The organism is Chondrinema litorale (assembly GCF_026250525.1).
GTDB classification, from domain to species: domain Bacteria; phylum Bacteroidota; class Bacteroidia; order Cytophagales; family Flammeovirgaceae; genus Chondrinema; species Chondrinema litorale.
Genome location: NZ_CP111043.1, coordinates 1,742,310 through 1,763,248 on the forward strand (window position 1 = coordinate 1,742,310; position 20,939 = coordinate 1,763,248).

9 protein-coding genes are annotated in these 20,939 nt (G+C 36.5%); 2 read left to right on the forward strand and 7 right to left on the reverse strand.

All coding sequences use genetic code 11. The features are described from left to right. Positions 1-15 precede the first annotated feature (15 nt). From eat to OQ292_RS07400, 7 genes are all read right to left on the reverse strand, one after another. Entirely contained in the window at positions 16-1,356 is a 1,341-nt protein-coding gene (eat, locus tag OQ292_RS07370) for an ethanolamine permease (protein ID WP_284685408.1), read from the reverse strand. A gap of 155 nt (positions 1,357-1,511) precedes the next feature. Continuing rightward, positions 1,512-3,200, reverse strand: coding sequence for a glycoside hydrolase family 13 protein (locus OQ292_RS07375; protein ID WP_284685409.1), 1,689 nt, complete (start codon positions 3,198-3,200; stop codon positions 1,512-1,514). Between the two features lie 36 nt (positions 3,201-3,236). Next, positions 3,237-6,602, reverse strand: coding sequence for a VCBS repeat-containing protein (locus OQ292_RS07380; RefSeq protein ID WP_284685410.1), 3,366 nt, complete (start codon positions 6,600-6,602; stop codon positions 3,237-3,239). A gap of 13 nt (positions 6,603-6,615) precedes the next feature. Then, positions 6,616-7,179, reverse strand: a complete 564-nt coding sequence (locus tag OQ292_RS07385; RefSeq protein WP_284685411.1) for a hypothetical protein — start codon at positions 7,177-7,179, stop codon at positions 6,616-6,618. Between the two features lie 32 nt (positions 7,180-7,211). After that, positions 7,212-10,532 (reverse strand): VCBS repeat-containing protein, encoded by a 3,321-nt coding sequence (locus OQ292_RS07390; RefSeq protein ID WP_284685412.1) that lies wholly within the window; start codon positions 10,530-10,532, stop codon positions 7,212-7,214. 123 nt (positions 10,533-10,655) lie between these two features. Then, on the reverse strand, positions 10,656-12,206 hold the full coding sequence (locus OQ292_RS07395; RefSeq protein WP_284685413.1) for a RagB/SusD family nutrient uptake outer membrane protein: 1,551 nt from the start codon (positions 12,204-12,206) through the stop codon (positions 10,656-10,658). 18 nt (positions 12,207-12,224) lie between these two features. Beyond that, positions 12,225-15,188 carry a SusC/RagA family TonB-linked outer membrane protein gene (locus tag OQ292_RS07400; RefSeq protein ID WP_284685414.1) on the reverse strand — a complete coding sequence of 988 codons (2,964 nt, stop codon included), beginning with the start codon at positions 15,186-15,188 and terminating at the stop codon, positions 12,225-12,227. 756 nt (positions 15,189-15,944) lie between these two features. Here OQ292_RS07400 and OQ292_RS07405 point away from each other — a divergent pair. Together OQ292_RS07405 and OQ292_RS07410 are read left to right on the forward strand one after the other, a co-directional pair. Then, positions 15,945-16,970: a LacI family DNA-binding transcriptional regulator gene (locus tag OQ292_RS07405; RefSeq protein ID WP_284685415.1), complete on the forward strand. Its 1,026-nt coding sequence runs from the start codon at positions 15,945-15,947 to the stop codon at positions 16,968-16,970. A 246-nt stretch (positions 16,971-17,216) separates the two neighbouring features. Further along, positions 17,217-20,873: a DUF8578 domain-containing protein gene (locus OQ292_RS07410; protein WP_284685416.1), complete on the forward strand. Its 3,657-nt coding sequence runs from the start codon at positions 17,217-17,219 to the stop codon at positions 20,871-20,873. The last annotated feature ends 66 nt before the right edge of the window (positions 20,874-20,939 follow it).

Consider the following 20,939-nt stretch of genomic DNA (forward strand, 5'->3'; position numbering starts at 1 on the left):
ATTCTAACTCCCCCCTTAAACCACCTTTGCCTCTTCTTTATAAAACATCTTAAAAGCAATAAAAGATGCTGATACAAAACCGAAGTAAATCGCACCGAGCATTAGGTTGTAAACTGTCATTGCTATGAGGGCGACTACTGCAATAGTTAATGCCAAAGCTGGAAAAACAGGATACATGGGTACTTTAAATGGGCGAGGCATATCGGGTTCTTTCTTTCTCAAAGAGAAGAATGTAATCATAGAAATGATGTATAAGCTTAATGCTCCAAAACAAGCTATGGTAATAATTTCACCAGTTTTACCAGTTAATAAAGCAATAATTCCCACCACCATATTGATAATTAAAGCATTTGCAGGAGTCCTAAATTTTTTCTGAACCTTACCTAAAAATCTTGGTGCGTAACCTACTCTACCAAACTCAAAAGTAGCTCGACCAGCAGCCAAGATAATTCCGTGGAATGAAGCAATTAAACCAAAAAGTCCGATGGTGATCAACAGTTCATATAGGAAAGCATTTTCACCCACAACTCTGCCTAATGCCAATGGCAACGGTGAGTCTGAAGCAGTTTCGCTTCCTACAGGAAATACGATGGCTTCCCAACCAGCTACGCCAACTGAAGAAGAAAATGTAAGCAAACATAAAACGACTAAGGTGAGAATCGCAGACCCAAAACCAATCAACACATTCCTTTGTGGATTAATAGTTTCTTCGGCTACGTTGGCTACACCTTCTATTGCTAAGAAAAACCAAATCGCAAATGGAATAGCAGCAAAAATCCCTTCAACACCATTGGGCAAAGCATTTTGCTTTAGGTTTTCAAACTGAAACTCAGGCATGGTAGCTCCTGTAAAAAGCAGTAATTCACCGACAGCCAAAATTGTAATAATTAACTCAAATGAGGCGGCAGCTTTTACACCATAAATATTGAGTCCAGTAAATATAAGATAAGCGACTATGGCTATTGCAATGGTATCAAACTGCGGGAAGGACAAATGAAAATAAGCTCCAATAGCCAAAGCAATGGCAGGAGGTGCAAACACAAACTCAACAATCTGGGCAATTCCAGCGATAAATCCCATATTCTTCCCTAAACCTCTATCGGCATAATCAAAAGCACCACCAGCCTTAGGAATGGCACAAGCCAACTCTGTATAACTAAAGGTGAAAGTTACATACATGATGATGATAAAAAATGTAGCGATTGCTAGCCCAAGTGTACCTCCTTTTTCGAGCCCGATGTTCCAACCGAAGTACATACCTGAGATTACATAACCTACACCTAGCCCCCATAACATGAGTGGCCCTAAAGTTTGTTTAAGTTTTGGAGAGGAGGAAGAATCCTGAAGTTCAGCCATTGAATTTGATAGATAATCTGATTGATGTAATTGAGTAGGTAGTGAATAGTGTTGCTACTCAAGGATATAAATTCAATGGCAGATTTCAAAAGGAATCTGTGGAAATATGGATAAAAGAGCTATTAAGCCAGTTTTTAATTTTCTGAATTATTCATTCAAAAAAGCAGATAAACTCTACCTTCATAAGGTTTTAGACTGAGATTTTCTTTACCTGTATGTGGCACTACCGGATAGTTACTTAACATTACTTTATCTGCTTCTACTTTTACTGCTAGGTTTTGAGGCAGTTGAAATTCTGTATTTTCAGCACTGAAATTTAAAACTACAAAAACCTGCTTATCTTCTAAAGTTCTAGTATAAGCGTAGATTTTAGTATTGGGTTTATCTATTATATCAGTATCACCATACACCAAAACTTCATGTCGCTTTCTTAATTGAATGAGCTTTCTGTAATAATTAAAAATTGAATTTTCATCTTCAACAGCTTGAGCAACATTAATCTCTTTATAGTTTGGATTCACTTTTAGCCACGGAGTTCCAGTTGTGAAACCAGCTTGATTGCTATTATCCCACTGTACAGGTGTGCGGGCGTTATCTCTGCTAGATAAATGTGCTTTAGGTAGAAATACCTCGGCAGAGCCTCCATTTGCTAGAAATTCTTTAAACGCATTTAAAGTCTGAACATCATTATAATCATCCATACTTTCGTAGGCCACATTGGTCATTCCTATCTCATCTCCCTGATAAATGTATGGCGTGCCTTTGAGGGTAAACAACAAAGTACCTATCAACTTAGCTGATTCTACTCTATATGCTTCATCATTACCAAAGCGAGATACTATTCTCGGAAAATCGTGATTGCCCAAAAAAAGACTTCCCCAACCTTCGTTGCCTAATGCTTTCTCCCATTTCTCAAACACCTCTTTAAATTCCACAAGTGACCATTGCTTCCACTCCAACATATCATCGGTCTGGCGATCTAAAAACATATGTCCAAAATGGAAAACCATATTTAACTCATTACTACTTTGCCCAACATAAGCATTCACCTCTTCTTGCTTTACACCTATTCCCTCGCCAACTGTCATAATATCATATTTAGACAGCACTTCTCTGTTCATCTCTTTTAAAAACTCATGCACTCTTGGTCCACTCGCATAAAACTCTGGGAAGTTTCCATCAAAACCGGCAGGAAAAGAAGGCAAGTTGGGCTTTTTAGATATCAACGGAATTACATCCATTCTAAAACCTGCCACACCTTTTTGCAGCCAGAAATGCATCATATCATAGATTTCTTTTCTGAGATTGTCATTCTCCCAGTTAAGATCAGGCTGTTTTTTGGTGAATAAGTGTAGATAATATTCACCAGTGGCTTCGTCTAGCTGCCAAGCACTACCACTAAAAAACGACACCCAGTTGTTCGGCGCTTTTCCATCTACTGGCGGATGCCATATATAATAATCTCTGTAAGGGTTGTCTTTAGATTTTCTAGATTCTACAAACCATTGATGTTCATCTGAACTATGGTTCACCACTAAATCTATAATTATTTTGATGTTTCTTTTCTGGGCCTCTTCTAGCAGTTTTTCAACATCTTCAATCGTTCCAAACTCATTTAATACACCATAATAATCGCTTATATCATAGCCATTATCGTCATTTGGTGATGAATAAAACGGACACAACCAGATTACATCAATTCCGAGATGCTGTAAGTAATCTAGCTTTTCAATAATTCCGGGCAAATCACCAACACCATCTCCATTACTATCATTAAAACTTCGCGGATAAATCTGATATATCACACTTTCTTTCCACCACTGCTTGTTTACTGATGTTGCCATATTGAGTTCTAAAACCGGTTAAAAAATAAACTTTGCTTATTGCACAGGAATTCTAATACCTTGCGATTCAACTTTTACAAGCTGAAGAGGTGCATCGTTTTTAACTACTACAAGTATATTTTCTCCTGCTACATTCAGCATTTCAAAATCGCGTACTTGCCCAGATAAATTAATTCCACTCTTTGCCGAACTCACTGATTCAAATGTACCATCGCCATTGCCTGCGAGTAGTAAACCATAGCTAGCATCGTAGCGACCAACTTCTGGTTTTACATTGTAAAGATTTCCACCTGAAAGAATATCCAGATTACCATCATTATTAAAATCGCCAGTGAGAAAAGCATAAGTTGGGGAAAACTGCACCTCAGCAGGTAAAGGCTCTAAATCGAAATCACCATTCCCTCTATTCATCAACAATACACTTTCGAGTCTGTATGTATTTTGAACAACCGCATCTTTTAGCTCTTGTTCAGTAAAAATATCGTGAATTGTCTGGTTCTTATAGCTATCGTATTTGAGGTATTTCTTTTTAAGATGTGGCATTTGCATTACCAAATCGTGGCGCAACACTATTGGATAAGAAGCATTGGCATAATATTGATTGATAATTTGCTCAGCAGTTCCATTCTTATCAAAATCATTTACATACATGCTGAGTGGCTTGTCTTTGCTGGCTTCAAACCTAGAGTTTAACCCATGGTTCCCTACCACAAAGTCTATCAAACCATCGTCGTTAAAATCACCTGCTTGAATGGTATTCCACCAACCTTCAGACTTATCTAAAGCCGGAATTTTCGTCTCGGTTAATTTACCATTTTCGTTAATAAAAACTTTAATCGGCATCCAGTCTCCTACTACCAGTAAATCTTCGTCATTATCATTATCAATGTCTTGCCAGACTGCCGAAGTAACCATACCCATCGCTTTAAATGTTGGTGCAAAATCGTTGGTTACATCTTTAAACTTCCCCTTTCCATCATTCTCCAACAAATAGCTATTACCACTTACACCATAATTAAATGGAGTAAGGCGATTACCCACAAACAAATCGAGGTCGCCATCGCCATCAAAATCTGATGCTGTTATACAACCAGTACTTTCGTATTTAGTAAAAGGAAGTGCAGATTTATTTCTAGTGAAATTGCCTCGCCCATCGTTGAAATAAATTCTATCTAACAAAGAAGATGAAATAGACGAAAACTCATTACCGCCACTCGCCACGTACAAATCAGCATCACCATCATTATCTGCATCAAAAAATATCGCATCTACATCTTCTGCTCCTTTATCTGCTTCGAATACTGCTGTGTTTGACTTTTCAAACTGTCCATTAGACTTTTGAATAAATAGCTCTCCGGGAGAATCTTTGGCTCCACCAATATAAAAATCTTCTAAACCATCGCCATTTACATCGGCTTTTGCCATCTTAGGACCTTCAGTTGACAACATGTGAAAAATGAGTCTGTCTCGATCAAAGTCTACAAAAGGATTTTCTTTATGAGTGAAGTCGATACCATGACTAGTATTAGACGCAGAGAATAATATTTTCTCTATCACTTTACCTTGTGACTTATCATTATCAGCATCTTTCTGTTTTAAAGTAAGCAACTGGTCAGTTACCACATCGGTTAAAATAGTTGATTTACCATTTGGCCAGTCCACTATTACACTATCTACTTTTTCGGATGTGCCAACTCCTATATTTGGTCGGTGATCTACGGTAGACTCAAAACCTCTTACAGGCATTTGCTCCACATACATGGTTTGCCCTGTATTGTTCTTTACAGTCACTTTTGCACCGATTGCAAATGGATTTTTACCCTCGCCTTCCAGTTTTAGTTTGATATAATGGTTTTCTGGATGGAATTTATTGGTTTCATTCCTGTAGATAAAAGGCGGCATATTTACATTATTTACCACCAAATCCGGATCGCCATCATTATCTAAATCTGCATAAGCTGAACCATTAGAGAAACTCGGTGTTGCCAAGCCCCATTCTTCTGCTTTATTCGTAAAAGTATAATCTCTGTTATTCGCGTAAGCGTAGTTAGATATCTTATTAGAAGGAATCGCATCGATTAGTTTTTGATAATCTACTACTCCGCCTGTAATAATTTCTTTTACAATATTGCCATCACTAAAAAACTGGATATAATCTTGGTTGGTAAGGTCACCCAAAATGCCATTAGAAACATAAACATCTTTCCAACCATCGTTATCCAAATCAATAATTAATGCACCCCAACTCCAATCTGTCGCTTCGATACCAGCCATTCTGCCAATCTCGCTATATGTACCATCAGCATTATTTAACTGAAACATGTTTCTAGTAAACTGATGGTAATAATCATTCTTTACACTTAACTGATATCTATCCCAACTTTCGAAAGTAGTTACTGTTTTTAAACGTTCGTGTGTTCCCGGAAGCATCTCTGTGACAAAAATATCGGCATAAGAATCATTATTAAAATCTGCCATATCTGCACCCATAGAAGCCGCACTGATACTTTTCATTTTATTCTCCAAATCTTCTCGGAAAGTACCATCTCCATTATTCATATAGATGTAGTCTCGCTCAAAAAAATCGTTGGAAACATATATATCTTGCCACCCATCTTTGTCGATATCTCCAACTGTAACACCTAAACCAAAACCGATAATACTTCCATAAATACCAGCTTCTTCGCTTACATCTACAAACTTGTTATTATCATTTCTGAAAAGCTTATCGCCACCAACTGGATCGCGTTTAGGCCTTTCGTTTTTTCTTAGATTGAAACTACCAATTGCCTGATAAGAATTATTGAGAAGATAAAAATCCAGATCACCGTCTTTGTCATAATCGAAGAAAGCTCCATGTGTAGAAAAACCCTGATCTGCTAATCCGTAGGCTTCAGCACTTTCTGTAAAAGTGAGATCGCCATTGTTTATGAACAATTCGTTTTGCTTGTTGTCTCCTTCTATATCTCCAGAGTTACACACATATATATCTAAAAAACCATCACCATTTACATCTGCTACACTTACTCCGGTAGAAAAAGCTTTTGTACCCGAAACTCCCGCTTTTTCTGTAATATCTTCAAATTGAAAATTTCCTTTGTTGAGGTAAAGCTTATTAGATTTCATGTTGGCGGTAAAATAAATATCTACCAGACCATCATTATTAAAATCGCCAATACCTACTCCCCCACCATTGTAAAAATTACGGTAGGTATAGATGTTAAAATCCTTATTAAATTCCAGTTGATTGATAAAGTCGATACCTGTTTGCTCTGCCGGGAGCAATGTAAACAGTTTGTCTTTTTCGGGAATTTGGTGAGTTTCAAATTTAGAACAGGCGACTGTGAGAAAACCTGATATAAAAATGAATATGGATAGTTTCTTGAGGAAATATGCTAACATGCTTTATCACAATTTAGATATTCTTTTTTAATTCCTTTTCGATTAACAAATCGGTAAATAGTACTTCTACTTGTGATTCATTTTTTTTGTAAATTGAAATCCTGCGGTTGCCATCAATTTTCACATAAGCAGTGCCTCTATTTTCTGCACTAATCGTCATAAAATCATCACCATACCATTTCTTGAAAAGTGCCAACACATCTACAACCAAGTGATCTGCATTTAGTTCTTCGTTCCAAGGTGCCCATGCATTGTAAGAAATAACTACAGGCATTTTAGCAATCTTTCCCTCATAGAATTCAGGATAAAAATTCATATCGGCAGGGTGCTTTAGCTCATCATCCAATTTATATAAAACCGAGCTATTATTACTCCCGTTGCTCACTTGTCTTTTCTTATTGAGTTCCCAGCAATGCGCATAAAACTCTTTCTGAGTCATTCCGAAATTAATATCCAGAAATAGGCTGTCGTATCTTGCACCACTGGCTAGTTCTGTATCTAACTTGTCGTAATATTCGTGGCTTCTGCATGAACTGAATAATACAGCACACAGAAAAATACTGGTTAGAATTCTCATAATTACTCTGCTAGTTTATATAATTTACACTTTCAATTTACTCGATTCGTCATTTCAAATACCTGTACGCTATCATTGTTTTTGATAACAAAAAGCCTTTCAGTATCATTCTGATTAAGCAAGATAAAATCTCGAATTTCTCCTTTGCTAGAAAAACCTGATTCTCTGGCTGGCACTGCGCTGAAATTGCCTTTTCCATCACCTTTTAAAAAATTACCATAACTGCCAGCATAGATACCTACCTCAGGCTTGGCTTTAAAAAAATTACCACCAAGAATTAAATCTTTGTTTCCATCTCTATCTACATCTTGCACAAGTATGCTTTTTACAGGTGCAAACTGTGCTTCAATCGGTAGCGCTTTTATAGTAAAATGGTTATTACCATCATTCATGAAAACCACACTTTTCAACTCCTTTGCCTTTAAAAGGCTCATTTCTTCCATTTGGCTTTCACTAAATATATCATATACAGTTTGCTCTTTATAGCTTTCGTACTTTAAATATTTCTTTTTTAAAGCAGGCATCTGTTTTACCAAATCGTGCCTTAACACTAAAGGATAAGTACCCAATCCATTTGGTACCGAAATAATTTGCTCTACAGTACCATTGCTGTCAAAATCATTCACATGCATGGTAACAGGCTGATCTTGGTTTGCTTTAATTCTAGAATTTAGTCCGTGATTTCCTGCTACAAAATCTATGTCGCCATCATTATCTAAATCAGCAGCAACAATGGTGTTCCAAAAGCCTGATGTGTTTGTAAGGCCTGCAGTCTCAGATATGTCGGTGAACTTGCCAACATTGTTTTTTAAAATGGTGACCGACATCCATTCGCCAGCAAGAATTAATTCAGGGAAATTGTCATTATCTAGGTCTGCCCACTCAAAAGCCGTAAACATTCCTTTCTCTTCTAGCATTGGTGCCATCTGCTGAGTAACATCTGTAAACTTCCCTTTTCCATCATTTTCTAATAGATAGGCATTTACCGGAACTCCATATAAAAATGGCTTGGCTCTTATTCCTACTACCAAATCAATATCGCCATCTGCATCGAAATCAGCAGCTCGCACACAAGATGAGTTTTCGTAGCGAGCTACTGGCAAAATCTGGTTAGACAATGTAAAGTTTCCCTGGCCATCATTAAAATACAATCGATCTTTTAATGCAGAAGAAGTTGATGGAAACTCATTTCCTCCACTGGCTACATACAAATCTGCATCGCCATCATTATCTGCATCAAAAAAAACACAATCGGTATCTTCTGAAATCTTTCCTTTTTCGAATACATCTTGAGTTGAGAGCATAAAGGTGCCATCTGCTTTCTGAATAAACAGACTCCCAGACATATCTTTGGCTCCTCCTATATAAATATCTTCTAAACCATCTCCATTTACATCTGCTTTCGCTGCTTTTGGTCCTTCTACAGATAACATATGATAAAGCAAACGGTCTCGATCAAAATCTACAAAAGCATTTTCTGTATGTTTAAAAGAGAGATTTACTTCGGCAGTAATTTCTTTAAATAATTGTGGTTTTGATGTTTTTTGAATGGGTTGTTCTTTCTTAATACTATCGTAGCGAACAATAAGAAACTGATTTGCTTCCTGTTCTTTCAACACGCTTCTTTGGTTATCTGGCCAGCTAATTACGATGGAATCTATTTTTGTACGAGTACCCAACCCAAAATGCAGGCGAGGATCAACACTAGACTCAAATCCTCTAAAAGGTGCCAGCTCTTGATAATAGACATCATCACCTGCATAAACTGTTACCTGAGAACCTAATGCAAAATAGTTTTTAGCATAGCCCCTTAGCTCTATACTAATAAAATTGGCTTTTTTGTTTGAGCTATTCTCGTAAATAAAAGGTGCCGCTTCAATATTGTTGATTACCAAATCCAAATCGCCATCATTATCCAGATCGCCATATGCAGACCCGTTAGAATGACTTGGAGTACCTAGCCCATAAGCTTCTGCCTTATTTTCAAATTTTAAATTCCCTGAGTTTACAAATGCGTAATTAGGCAGTTTGTTAGATGGCATCATATCAACCAGACCTGTAATCACATTTTTCTCTCTGCTCATTATTTTCCTTACTGTTTCAGGGTCTGATGAATACTGAATATAATCTTGATCTGTAAGGTCTTTGTAAATACCGTTAGCAACAAAAATGTCTTTTAAGCCATCGTTATCCATATCGAATATGAGTGCTCCCCAACTCCAATCTGTAGCAAATACATTTGCCAACCTGCCTATTTCGCTAAATGTGTTGTTGCCGTTATTTAGCTGCAAAACATTTCTTGTAAACTGCCTATGGTAACCATTTTGAAAGTTTAATTGGTATTTATCCCAGTTTTCGAAAGTGGTTTTGGTTTTCATTCGGGCATCATCTTCGGGTAGCATATCAGTCACAAAAACCTCTGGAAAGCCATCGTTATTGATATCTGCCATATCTGCTCCCATAGAGCTCTGGCTTATTTCTGGCATTTGGCTCTCCAACTCCTCTGAAAATGTGCCATCTTTTTGATTGATATAGAGATAATCTCTTTCAAAAAAGTCATTCGAAACGTAGATATCTTGCCATCCATCTCGATTTATATCGCCTATGGTTACGCCTAAACCAAAACCGATAGAACTACCATAAATTCCGGCAAATTCACTTACATCGGTAAATTTATCACCATCGTTTCGGTACAGTTTGTTGCCCCCTTCGTTGTCTCTAATTTCTCTTTGTCCTTTTCTTAAGTCATATCCACCCACAGACCTAAAAGAATTATTAAGCAGATAGCAATCGAGATCGCCATCTTTATCATAGTCAAAAAAAGCAGCGTGTGTAGAAAGACCTTTGTCATCAATTCCATAAGCTTTTGCCTGCTCTGTAAAAGTGAGATCGCCATTATTAATAAAAAGCTCGTTGTATCTATTCTCTCCTTCTGGATTTCCAGACTTGCACACATAAATATCTAAATAGCCATCGCCATTTATATCTACCATACTCACACCAGACGACCACACATCTAGGCAGCTTACTCCTGCACTTTCTGTAATATCTTCAAACTTCCAATTTCCTTTATTTAAATAGAGTTTGTTGTCTACCTGATTGCCTGTAAAATAGATATCTGGCAGTCCATCATTATTCACATCACCAATGGCGACTCCACCACCATTGTAAAAATTTCTATATGTGTAGGGATTAAATGATTCGGTATAACTCAATGCATTTAGAAAGTGAATACCTGTTTCTGACTCACTTTTTAAGTTAAAGAGGTAATCTGGTTGTGGGGGTTCTCTATGAGAAGTACATGCTGAAATAGCACAAAATGTTAATATCCATATGTAATTTAATCTGCTCATATACTTGGGTGAAAGTACTGCTTGATGTTTAATTACAATTTAATAGTATTCAGTTATTCTTAGTAAAAAAGAGAGGCTGGCTCTCAGTGAGACAGCCTCCTGAAATATAGCCCAATCTAATTATCAATAGCCTGGATTTTGAGATAGCGCTGGATCAACGTTAAGCTGAGCTTGAGGAATTGGATATAACTCCAAGTTAGCATTGCTATGAGCAGGTTTTTCCCACCATTCGTTACCCCATGCACCGAAGCGAATTAAATCTTGTCTTCTCCATCCTTCTATAAATACTTCACGACCTCTCTCTGCTAAGAATTCATTTTCATCCATTTCACCTGCTGTGTATAAAGTAGCATCAGCTCTTTCACGTAGCATGTTCACCAACATAATAGTTTCAGTGTCGTTCCAGTCACCGTTTAAGCGAGCGATTGCTTCAGCTTTGGTTAAAAGAATATCACCCAAACGGAATATTGGATAATCGTTGTCTAGGTTATCTGTAGCCTCAAGAGCAAAAGTAAATTTAAATAATCTTGCACCAGCTTGGCGTAATGCGTTTGGCTCCAACATATTTACTTCTGGAGTATAATTAATCTGCAAACCATCTGGATCTGCTGGACCACCGTTGTTACCATTTTCAAAACCTACATCACCCACAATATTACCATTAACATCAACCTGAGGACCAGTAAGGAAGTTATTCTCTTTTCTTTCATCACCATCTTCATAAGAGTTATAGAATTCTTCCAAAGTACAGTAACCATTCCAAGGCTGTTGGCTTAATCTAAATGTAAGCTGACTTGGATAATGCAAAGTCATCATAGCAAGGTTAAAACCAGTACCAGTTGCCTGATCGAAAGGAACAACCCAAATATGCTCACCATTTTGCGTATTGTTTGCACTAAATACATCTTCGTAGTTTGGAGATAAACCAAACAAACCAGAGTTAATTACTTCGTCTGCTGCATCAATAGCATCTTGCCATCTTGGAGTGCCAGTGTACACCTCAGAGTTAAGATATAATTTTGCTAAAAGTGCTGAAGCAGCCCATCTATTTATTCTACCATAAGTAGAAGCATCGTTGCCAATAGAAAGATCGTCGATGTTATCTAAAATTTCACTTTCAATAAAATCGAAAACATCATCTCTTGACGATTGCGCAGCATCTTCTCCTGGAGTAGTTACAATTTTAACATTACCGAAAGTATCTAAAAGTCTAAAGTAGAAATATGCTCTAAGTACTTTTACTTCTGCGGTAATGGTAGCATCTGCCTGTACGTCTGCGTCTTGTAATAAAGTATTACACTCAAAAACACCTCTGTAAGTATCATTCCAAGCATTGTTAAAACCGTCTTCTTGAGGAGTATACTCATGCCTGTGAACTCTTAACCATGTTCCACCATCGTACCAGTCAGCACCTCTTTGTGGAATAACAACTTCGTCTGTAGAAACCTCTTGTATTGAAAAGTAAGAGTTGTGGTTTGCCGTTCCTGAAAATAGCACAGAGTATGGAGCACCAATGTTGATGCCACCGCCGCCGCCGCCGCCACCGCCGCCACCGCCGGTCTCGGGAACTGATGTTACGTTATCTAATATTTCTTCTTCTAAATCGGTACATGATTGCCATGATAACATAGCAAAGATCATGATGAGGATTTTGATTATATTTTTGTTTTTCATTGTCATATTAAAGTTTGCTTAGAATGATGCTCTTACACCTACTGTGAAAGTTCTAGAAGTAAAGTAATTGTTACGTCTGTCGACACCAGGAGCTAAAACATTAGGGTTTACATCTGGTCTGTTTCCGTTATCTACTGAACCAAAATCTTGTAGTGCTGGCTCAGGATCAAGACCTGTATAATCTGTAATTACAAATGCATTCTGAACATTTACATAAGCATTTAGTGAAGATAACCAACTTACATCGCCAACATTAAAGTTGTAGCCTAATGTTACGTTGTCTAGCTTAAAGAAATCTGCTTTTTCTACATAGTAAGAATGGAAAGACGCAGTAGTAAGGTTATCTAAAGCAAGTTCAGTATTTATTCTGTTGTAGCTATTGATTGAACCTGGAACTCTTGGCTCATAGAAGTTTCTAAAAGTATTTACTAAGCTATGACCAAAAGCACCTCTAAAGAACATATTCAAATCGAATCTTTTGTAGCTAATTTGGTTAGTAAAACCTAATTCTAAATCAGGAAGACCATTACCTAATAAAGCAAAGTCACCATCTTCTGCCAAAGCATTACCTTGATCTGTTTTTAATGTTCCATCGCCATTTACATCAGCTAAAATTGGCGCTCCATCATCAGCAACGCCTTCAAATACTGGCCCCCAAATTTGACCTATTTCTTCTCCTTCTTTTATACGAACCAAGTTAGTTCCATTTAAACCCGGAGCTCCTAACTCAGCAATCATTTGCTCCTCGATCACATAGCTATCTAATGTTGATTTATAGTGCGATAACACTATACCCGGATTCCAAGAGAAATCGGTACCTTCAATAGCTTTATAATTCAATGATATTTCGAAACCATTTGTGCTTAGTTCACCAGCATTTTCAAATCTGGTTGGTGCACCAAATACAGCAGGGTCAACATTTCTTTCTAGAATGAAATCAGAAATTGTTCTGGTGTAAACATCTAATGCAGCAGTTAACCTGTTGTCTGATGTAGTTATATCAACTCCAAAGTTAAATTCTTTTTTTACTTCCCACTTAAGGTCTGGATTAGCAGCTCTAGATTGTGTAAAGTTCGCTTCTAAAGAACCATCAACTTCGCTATAGTTTACATCATAAGAAGGTTTAGATAAGCCATTGTCTCTTGGTAATGAACCAGTTACTCCATAACCAGCTCTTACTTTTAACTGATCAAAGGCAGCAATTTCGAGATATCTGTTTAAGTTAACACCAAGACCTACCGCAGGGAAAACACCGTATTTGTTATCTTCTCCTAGTTTTGTTGAGCCTTCACGTCTTACAGAAGCATTTAAGAAAATCGCTTCGTCCCAGCTAAAATTAGCTCTTGCAAACTGTGCTGCAATTTCTGATTTTGGAGTAGCACTACTTTCTAATGTCAATCTGTTTGCCTGACGAATTTCTCTAGCCCACTCTAATGCATTAAATGCAACAGCATCCACAGGAATACCTCCTACGTCAACCAAGAAGTCTTCGAACTTTTCTTGCTGATAAGAATAACCAGCAGATAATGTCATATTCAAATTACCGAAACGCTTAGTGTAAGTCGCATAAGTTTCAAACAATGTAAATTGTCTGTCTTCTGCTCTTCTTCTTGCTAAACCACTTCTGTTGAAACCTCTATAGTAAGATGTTCCTGGATAATACTCACCAAACATACCATCTTCTAATTGTTGAGCGATGTTACCAGTAAGTGTAAGTCCATCAATTACTTCAAAATCAATCTTACCATTATAGTTGAATTTTTTAGTTTTACCTAAGTTTTGGTTTAACTCGATGATTCCTACTGGGTTGTAGTTATCAAAAACAACTACTTGGAAATAAGAACCGTTTTCATCGAAAATAGGTGCAGTTGGATTGTATAACAAACCATATCTCAATGCTTCTGGAAATGAGAAGTTAGATTCTCTTTGCGTTGTAGAAAAGTTAAAAGTTAGGTTTAACCTATCGTTAATAGCAGAATGGTTTATGTTAGCACGGAAGTTAATCTGCTCAAAGCCAGATTTTTCCAATATTCCGTTGATATCACGATAGTTAGCTGCCATACGGAAAGTAGTAGATCCACTACCACCAGAAATTGACAAGTTATGTACTTGAGAGTATGAATCACGAGTTAGCTCATCAATCCAGTCAGTTTCTCCACCTAAATCGTTACCACCTAAAGCTAGAAACTCGTCTTTTGATAGAATATCTAAGTCTCTTGCTCTGGTATCCATAGAACCGTATACATGGTAATTCACTTTTACACCACCAGCTTGACCCGTTTTTGTTGTTACCAAGATTACACCACTAGAACCTCGGCTACCATAAATCGCTGCTGCAGAACCATCTTTCAATACGTTTATAGACTCAATGTCATTAGGGTCAACGTTGTCTAGAGAAGCACCAATTACACCATCTATAACTACCAAAGGCTCTGTATTAGCACCAATAGTAGAAATACCTCTTAATCTGATAGCAGGTTTGCCATTTGGGTCATTCCCTTTACCAGAAACACTCAAACCAGGAACTTTACCCTGAAGCAATTGGCTTGGGTTATTAATATTTCCCTGATTAAAATCTTTGGCTTCTAAACTCACTACGGCACTAGTAATCTCTTTCTTTTCTTGAGTACCATAACCTACTACCACAACCTCTGCCAAAGACTGAACATCTAATGGCATAGCAATATTTATTGTAGATTGATTAGCAACAGGCACTTCTTGCTTTAAGTAGCCAATATATGAGAAAACAAGAACCGGTTCGTCGCCAGAAACTTTTATACTATAATTACCTTCAAAATCGGTAATTGCGCCTGTTGAAGTACCCTTCAACAGAACATTTACCCCTGGGAGGGGAGATCCATCTTCGCCATCAGTAACTACTCCTGTTACTGTTGTCTCTTGAGCAAATGCAATACTGATGCTCAGTAATAATAAAGAAAGTAAAGATATAGGGATCTTTACAAACTGGTAGTTATACTTCATTTTCATCAATTTAAATTTCCAATGTGTAATCTGTCAAAACTTAGTTAATTAATAATTCCATTTTCATATTTACTTCATAATATTTTATTGTTTTGTTTTTAACAATCACTAAAAAGTCATATTAATAAATCTCCCTAATCAAATTTATTTAGCATTTCTGGTAAGTCAGAGAACATTCTAATTATTAAAACATATGAAATTAGAAGCTAATCATATATAGATTATTTGGGTTTAACAAATTAAAAAGAGGCAATTATTAAATATTTTTCATGCAATCGTCATCGTAATCGATTACGAAAAATTTATTTTTCATATTAAATCTAAATATAGATTTATAAGAATAATTCAATTGAAAAAATACTATTACCAATAAAATATAAAATAACTAAAAGTAAGAGGAATGTCATTTATTGAAATAATACAATTTGTATTTTTTTAACCTTAAATTGCGAGCTAATAAAATCACTTTATACCCAACTACTTTAATAGTGAGATAATTAAACAGATATATAAATGTGAACTTTGTTAAGAATTAATCTTGTTTAAGCTTTAACATGTAAATAAGACATTAATGAAATAATTCATTAAACAAAAAGTCATTTCTGAAAAGCAACCCTTTATAGGTATAAAGATTAAAAAAAAAGATTAATTAACTTGTTAGGTAAGCAAAAAACAAAATTGTATATTTATTTAGCAGGTTCGCTTAATATTATTACTTTAAGCAATTCATGTAAATTATAATAACAAAAAAACAAGATGAAAAGCCGTCAGGTTACTATTAAAGATATCGCACGGCAACTAAATATCTCTCCGGCAACGGTATCAAGGGCTTTAAAAGACCATCCTGATATAAGTAAAACCACAAAAAAAGCTGTTGTAGAATTAGCTGCCTCACTAAATTACCAACCTAACTCAATAGCACTTAGCTTAAGAAGTAAAAGAACATATACAATTGGAGTAATAGTACCTGAAATTATCCACTTCTTTTTTTCTTCTGCGATTAGTGGTATTGAGGATGTTGCCTATCAGGCTGGATACAATGTTATCATATGCCAATCTAATGAATCTTACGAAAGAGAAGTTAGCAATGTAAATACCCTCATTAATAACCGAGTAGACGGTATTTTGATATCTGTTTCTAAAAACACAAAAGATACTTCCCATTTAAAAAAGATTACAGATTTAGGCATTCCTTTGGTCTTTTTCGATCGTGTTTGTGATGATATTGACGCCCATAAAGTAATTGTAGAAGATGAAAGAGGCGCATACGACGCGGTAAAACATTTAATAGATCAAGGCTATAAAAAAATAGCACACTTGGCTGGGCCAGAAACACTTATCATTAGTAAAAATAGAATTAATGGCTATGTAAGAGCTCTTAAAGACCATAATATTGAAGTGGACGAAAGCCTAATGATGGAAGCAGATAATAAAGAGGCAGGTATGGATGCTATGAAGAAACTATTAGCAAGACCAGATATACCCGATGCTATTTTTACTGTGAACGACAATGCTGCAATTGGCGCTCTTCAAGTTATTAAAAATGCAGGTTATAAAGTACCAGAAGATATTGCCTTAATTGGTTTTAGCGACGATCAGAAAATAACATCTTTGGTAGAACCTCATTTAAGCAGTATTGCACAACCTGCTTTTAAAATTGGTCAAACCGCTGGTGAATTATTCCTAAAACAGATTGAAACCCCTGAACCAAATAAGTACGAAAAAATAATTTTAGATACAGAATTAATAGTAAGGGCATCGTCTGATTTTTCTAAGAATTAAAAAAATGCTTTATGCAACCGTTTGAAATTTTGCTTTTAGATTAAATAAGTCTAATTGGTTTCTTTTGTATATAGAAAAAAACTATCTTTACGCAGTCATATTTACACCCTTTCTTCTTGGCATTTCTTATTGTAAGTCAGATATATGTAGAAACTTAAACATATACTCTTACTTCAATAAACTATGTACTTTCATCTGAGACTATCATTATCTCTAACACTTATCTTTTTTACTTCCCATTTAATTATGGGGCAAATCGTCACGCTCAATCCTCAACCGGCATCAGCAGATGACACTGAAATTGCCATTATTTTCGATGCAACGCAAGGAACTGGAGCCCTTACAGGAGCCACTTCTATATATATGCATTCAGGTGTAGTAACAGAAGGGCCAAATGGTACTTCTTGGGAAAATGTTGTAGGCAACTGGGGACAAGATGATGGAATAGGAAAAATGAGCAAGGTGGATGGAGAAAGCGACAAATGGCAAATTACATTGAGCCCTGATGCGCGCTCTTATTATAATGTACCTGAGGAAAATAAAATTTACAGACTGGCCATGGTCTTTAGAAATGCCGATGGAAGTGCTGAAGGAAAAGGCACCACCGGAGATTTTGATGGAGGTAGTGTTGCAGCAAATGGAGATATATTTCTCAATTTAGATGCAGGTAATTATGTAACTATTTCTGAACCAGTCTCTGGTATTTATTTTTTAGAAAATGGTTCAAGCTTCAATATTAAAGCCAATGCTTCACAAACTGCTAGCACTTTTACCTTATCCAATTTAGATGGAGAAGGCAGCCTACAAGAACTAGCAAGCAACACAGATGCTGATAATATAGATTATGAATACACCGTAACCGAAACAGATAGCATAACTATAATAGCTTCTGCCGAAATAGAAGGTGAGATTTATTCAGATACAGCAGTTTATCAAATCTTTCTAAAAAGTGGATCACCTGTTACTAATCTTCCTGATGGAGTTATGTCTGGTATTAATTATAGTGAAGATGCTACCAAAGCTACTCTAGTACTTACTGCTCCAGATAAAGAGTTTGTGTATGTAGTCGGTGACTTTAATAACTGGCAAATAGAAAGCAAATATAAAATGAATGTTACACCAGATGGTGAAACTTTTTGGATAACACTTTCTAATTTGGAACCGGGTAAAGAATATGCTTTTCAATACTGGGTTGATGGCACTATTAAAATTGGTGACCCATATGCCGACAAAGTAGCTGACCCCTGGAATGATGCTTATATTCCAACTGAGACTTATCCAGATTTACCAAGCTACACAAATACAGAAAACGGAATAGCTACTGTATTGCAAACTAACCAAGAAGACTATAATTGGACTGCAACCGAAATTACAGGTGGCAAACCTGCTCCAGAAGACTTGGTTATTTATGAGTTGTTAGTGAGAGATTTCTTGGGATCGCACAGCTATCGAGATTTAGCAGATACTTTAGATTACCTCGCCAACCTTGGTGTAAATGCCATTGAGCTTATGCCTATTATGGAATATGAGGGTAACCTAAGCTGGGGCTACAATCCTTCTTACTTTTTTGCTCCTGATAAATATTATGGTTCTAAAAACGACCTTAAAAACTTTATAGAAACAGCTCACGAAAAAGGTTTTGCAGTTATTCTAGATATGGTTCTTAACCATGCTTTTGGGCAAAATGCCATGGTTAAAATGTATTGGGATGAAGAAAATAACAGACCTGCGGCAGACAATCCTTGGTTTAACCAAGAAGCTAAACACCCTTTTAATGTAGGTTATGATTTTAACCACGAGAGCAGTTACACACAAACTTTCATAGACGATGTAAATGAGTATTGGTTAACTGAGTTTCATTTCGATGGTTTCCGATTCGATTTATCAAAAGGATTTACCCAACAAAACAACCCAAATGATGTAGCTGCTTGGGGAGCTTATGATGCCAGTCGTATTGCTTTACTAAAAAGAATGGCAGATCACATCTGGTCTGTGGATGATGATGCTTATATCATTCTCGAACACTTTGCAGACAATACAGAAGAAAAGGAATTGGCTGAATATGAAAATGGCATGATGCTTTGGGGCAATCTAGCACATGATTATGGAGAAGCTTTAAAAGGAAATACTGATGCGAATTTTGAATGGATATCTGCTGAAACAAGAGGTTGGAAAAACGACCGTGTAGTGGGTTACATGGAAAGCCATGATGAAGAAAGACTTATGGTGAAAAACTTAAATGAAGGAAGTTCAAATGGAGCTTATAACATTCAGAATGAAGCTATAGCAATAGATAGAGTTAAATTAGGCTCCGCATTTTTCTACACAGTTCCTGGCCCAAAGATGTTGTGGCAATTTGGCGAAATGGGTTATGATTTTTCCATTAACTCCTGCCCCCCCGATTGGACGACTATTAGTAACGATTGTAGGGTTGATAACAAACCAATTCCTTGGGGAAATTTTCACAATCTCGATTATTACAATGATGCATTGCGATCTAAACTAAGAGCAGCAGTAAGTTCCATCATTCAATTAACTACAGATTATAACACAGCTTTTGAAGAAGGTGATTTCTCTTGGACACCAACTGGTAAACTTAGAAAAATCAACATCACTCATGAAACCCTTGATGTAACAATAGTAGGAAACTTTGGAACCACAGAAGGTGATATCGATCCAGCATTTAGCAAAACTGGTATGTGGTACAATTTCTTTGCTTTAGATAGCATGGAGGTTTCTGATGTAAACAGTACTATAACACTAGCTCCCGGAGAATTCCACATTTATACAGATACTGCCCTATTTGCATCAGAGGCTGGCTTAGCTACTCCATATCAACCAATTGTTACTGTAGATCCTTCTACCTTTAAAGCTGATGAGGAAATTACTATCACCTTTAATGCTTTAGCTGCTGATGCGGGAGAAACTGAAGGTTTAGTAGATGCAGAAAAAGTATATATGTATGCCGGAATTGTGCTAGATGAAACTGACAGTGAAAATTTAAGCAATTATAAAGGCACTACAGATCAAGATGATGGTATTGGTGAAATGACTAAAGTTGAAGGAGAAGATAACCTTTGGCAAATCACATTTACACCAAGTACTTACTTTGAGATTGAAGATGAGCAAATCTATCGTATCGGAATGTATTTTAGAGAAGTCTCAGGTACTAATACTGGGAAAGATATTGGAGACAAAACCATTTTTATCGATGTACAACCTGATCAAGAGATTGTAACTACTGATCCTAGCACATTTACAATTAATGATAATATTACCATTTACTTTGATGCTAAACTCGCTAATAATGCTGGCACGAATGGTTTAGAAGGAGCAGCAAAAGTATATATGCATTCTGGAATTGTAACCGCAAGTGAAACAAGTACCTCATGGGAAAATGTAGTTGGTAATTGGGGAGCAGACAATGGCATTGGTGAAATGACTGCTGTAGATGATGAAGCAGATGTTTGGCAAATCAGCCTACAACCTAAAGATTATTACAGCATTGCAGATGGAACTACTGTATATCGCTTAGCAATGGTTTTTAGAGATGCTTCTGGAAATGCGCAAGGCAAAGGTGAAGGAGGTTCAGATATTTTTATACCCGTATCTCAGAGTACAACCACAGGTATCGATAAAGAAGATATATCTCAAAATCTAACCATTTACCCTAATCCAGCTAATCAGATGGTTGCTTTTGTATTATCAGACCTTTCAGATAATCATATCCAATTGCAAATCACCGACCTTACTGGAAAAACTATTACAGTTAGAAATTTCACAAGTTCTAGAGGAGGTTTTGTATACCAAATGGATACTAGCAATTTGGCTCAAGGAATGTATCTGGTTAAAATATTTACTTCAAAAAAGCAGGCAATAAAGAAATTGCTCATAGAGCATTAAGATAAACTTTACAAGACTGTGAAGTTGGTTTATAATTTACATGATCGAACAATTGGTTCATTTTAT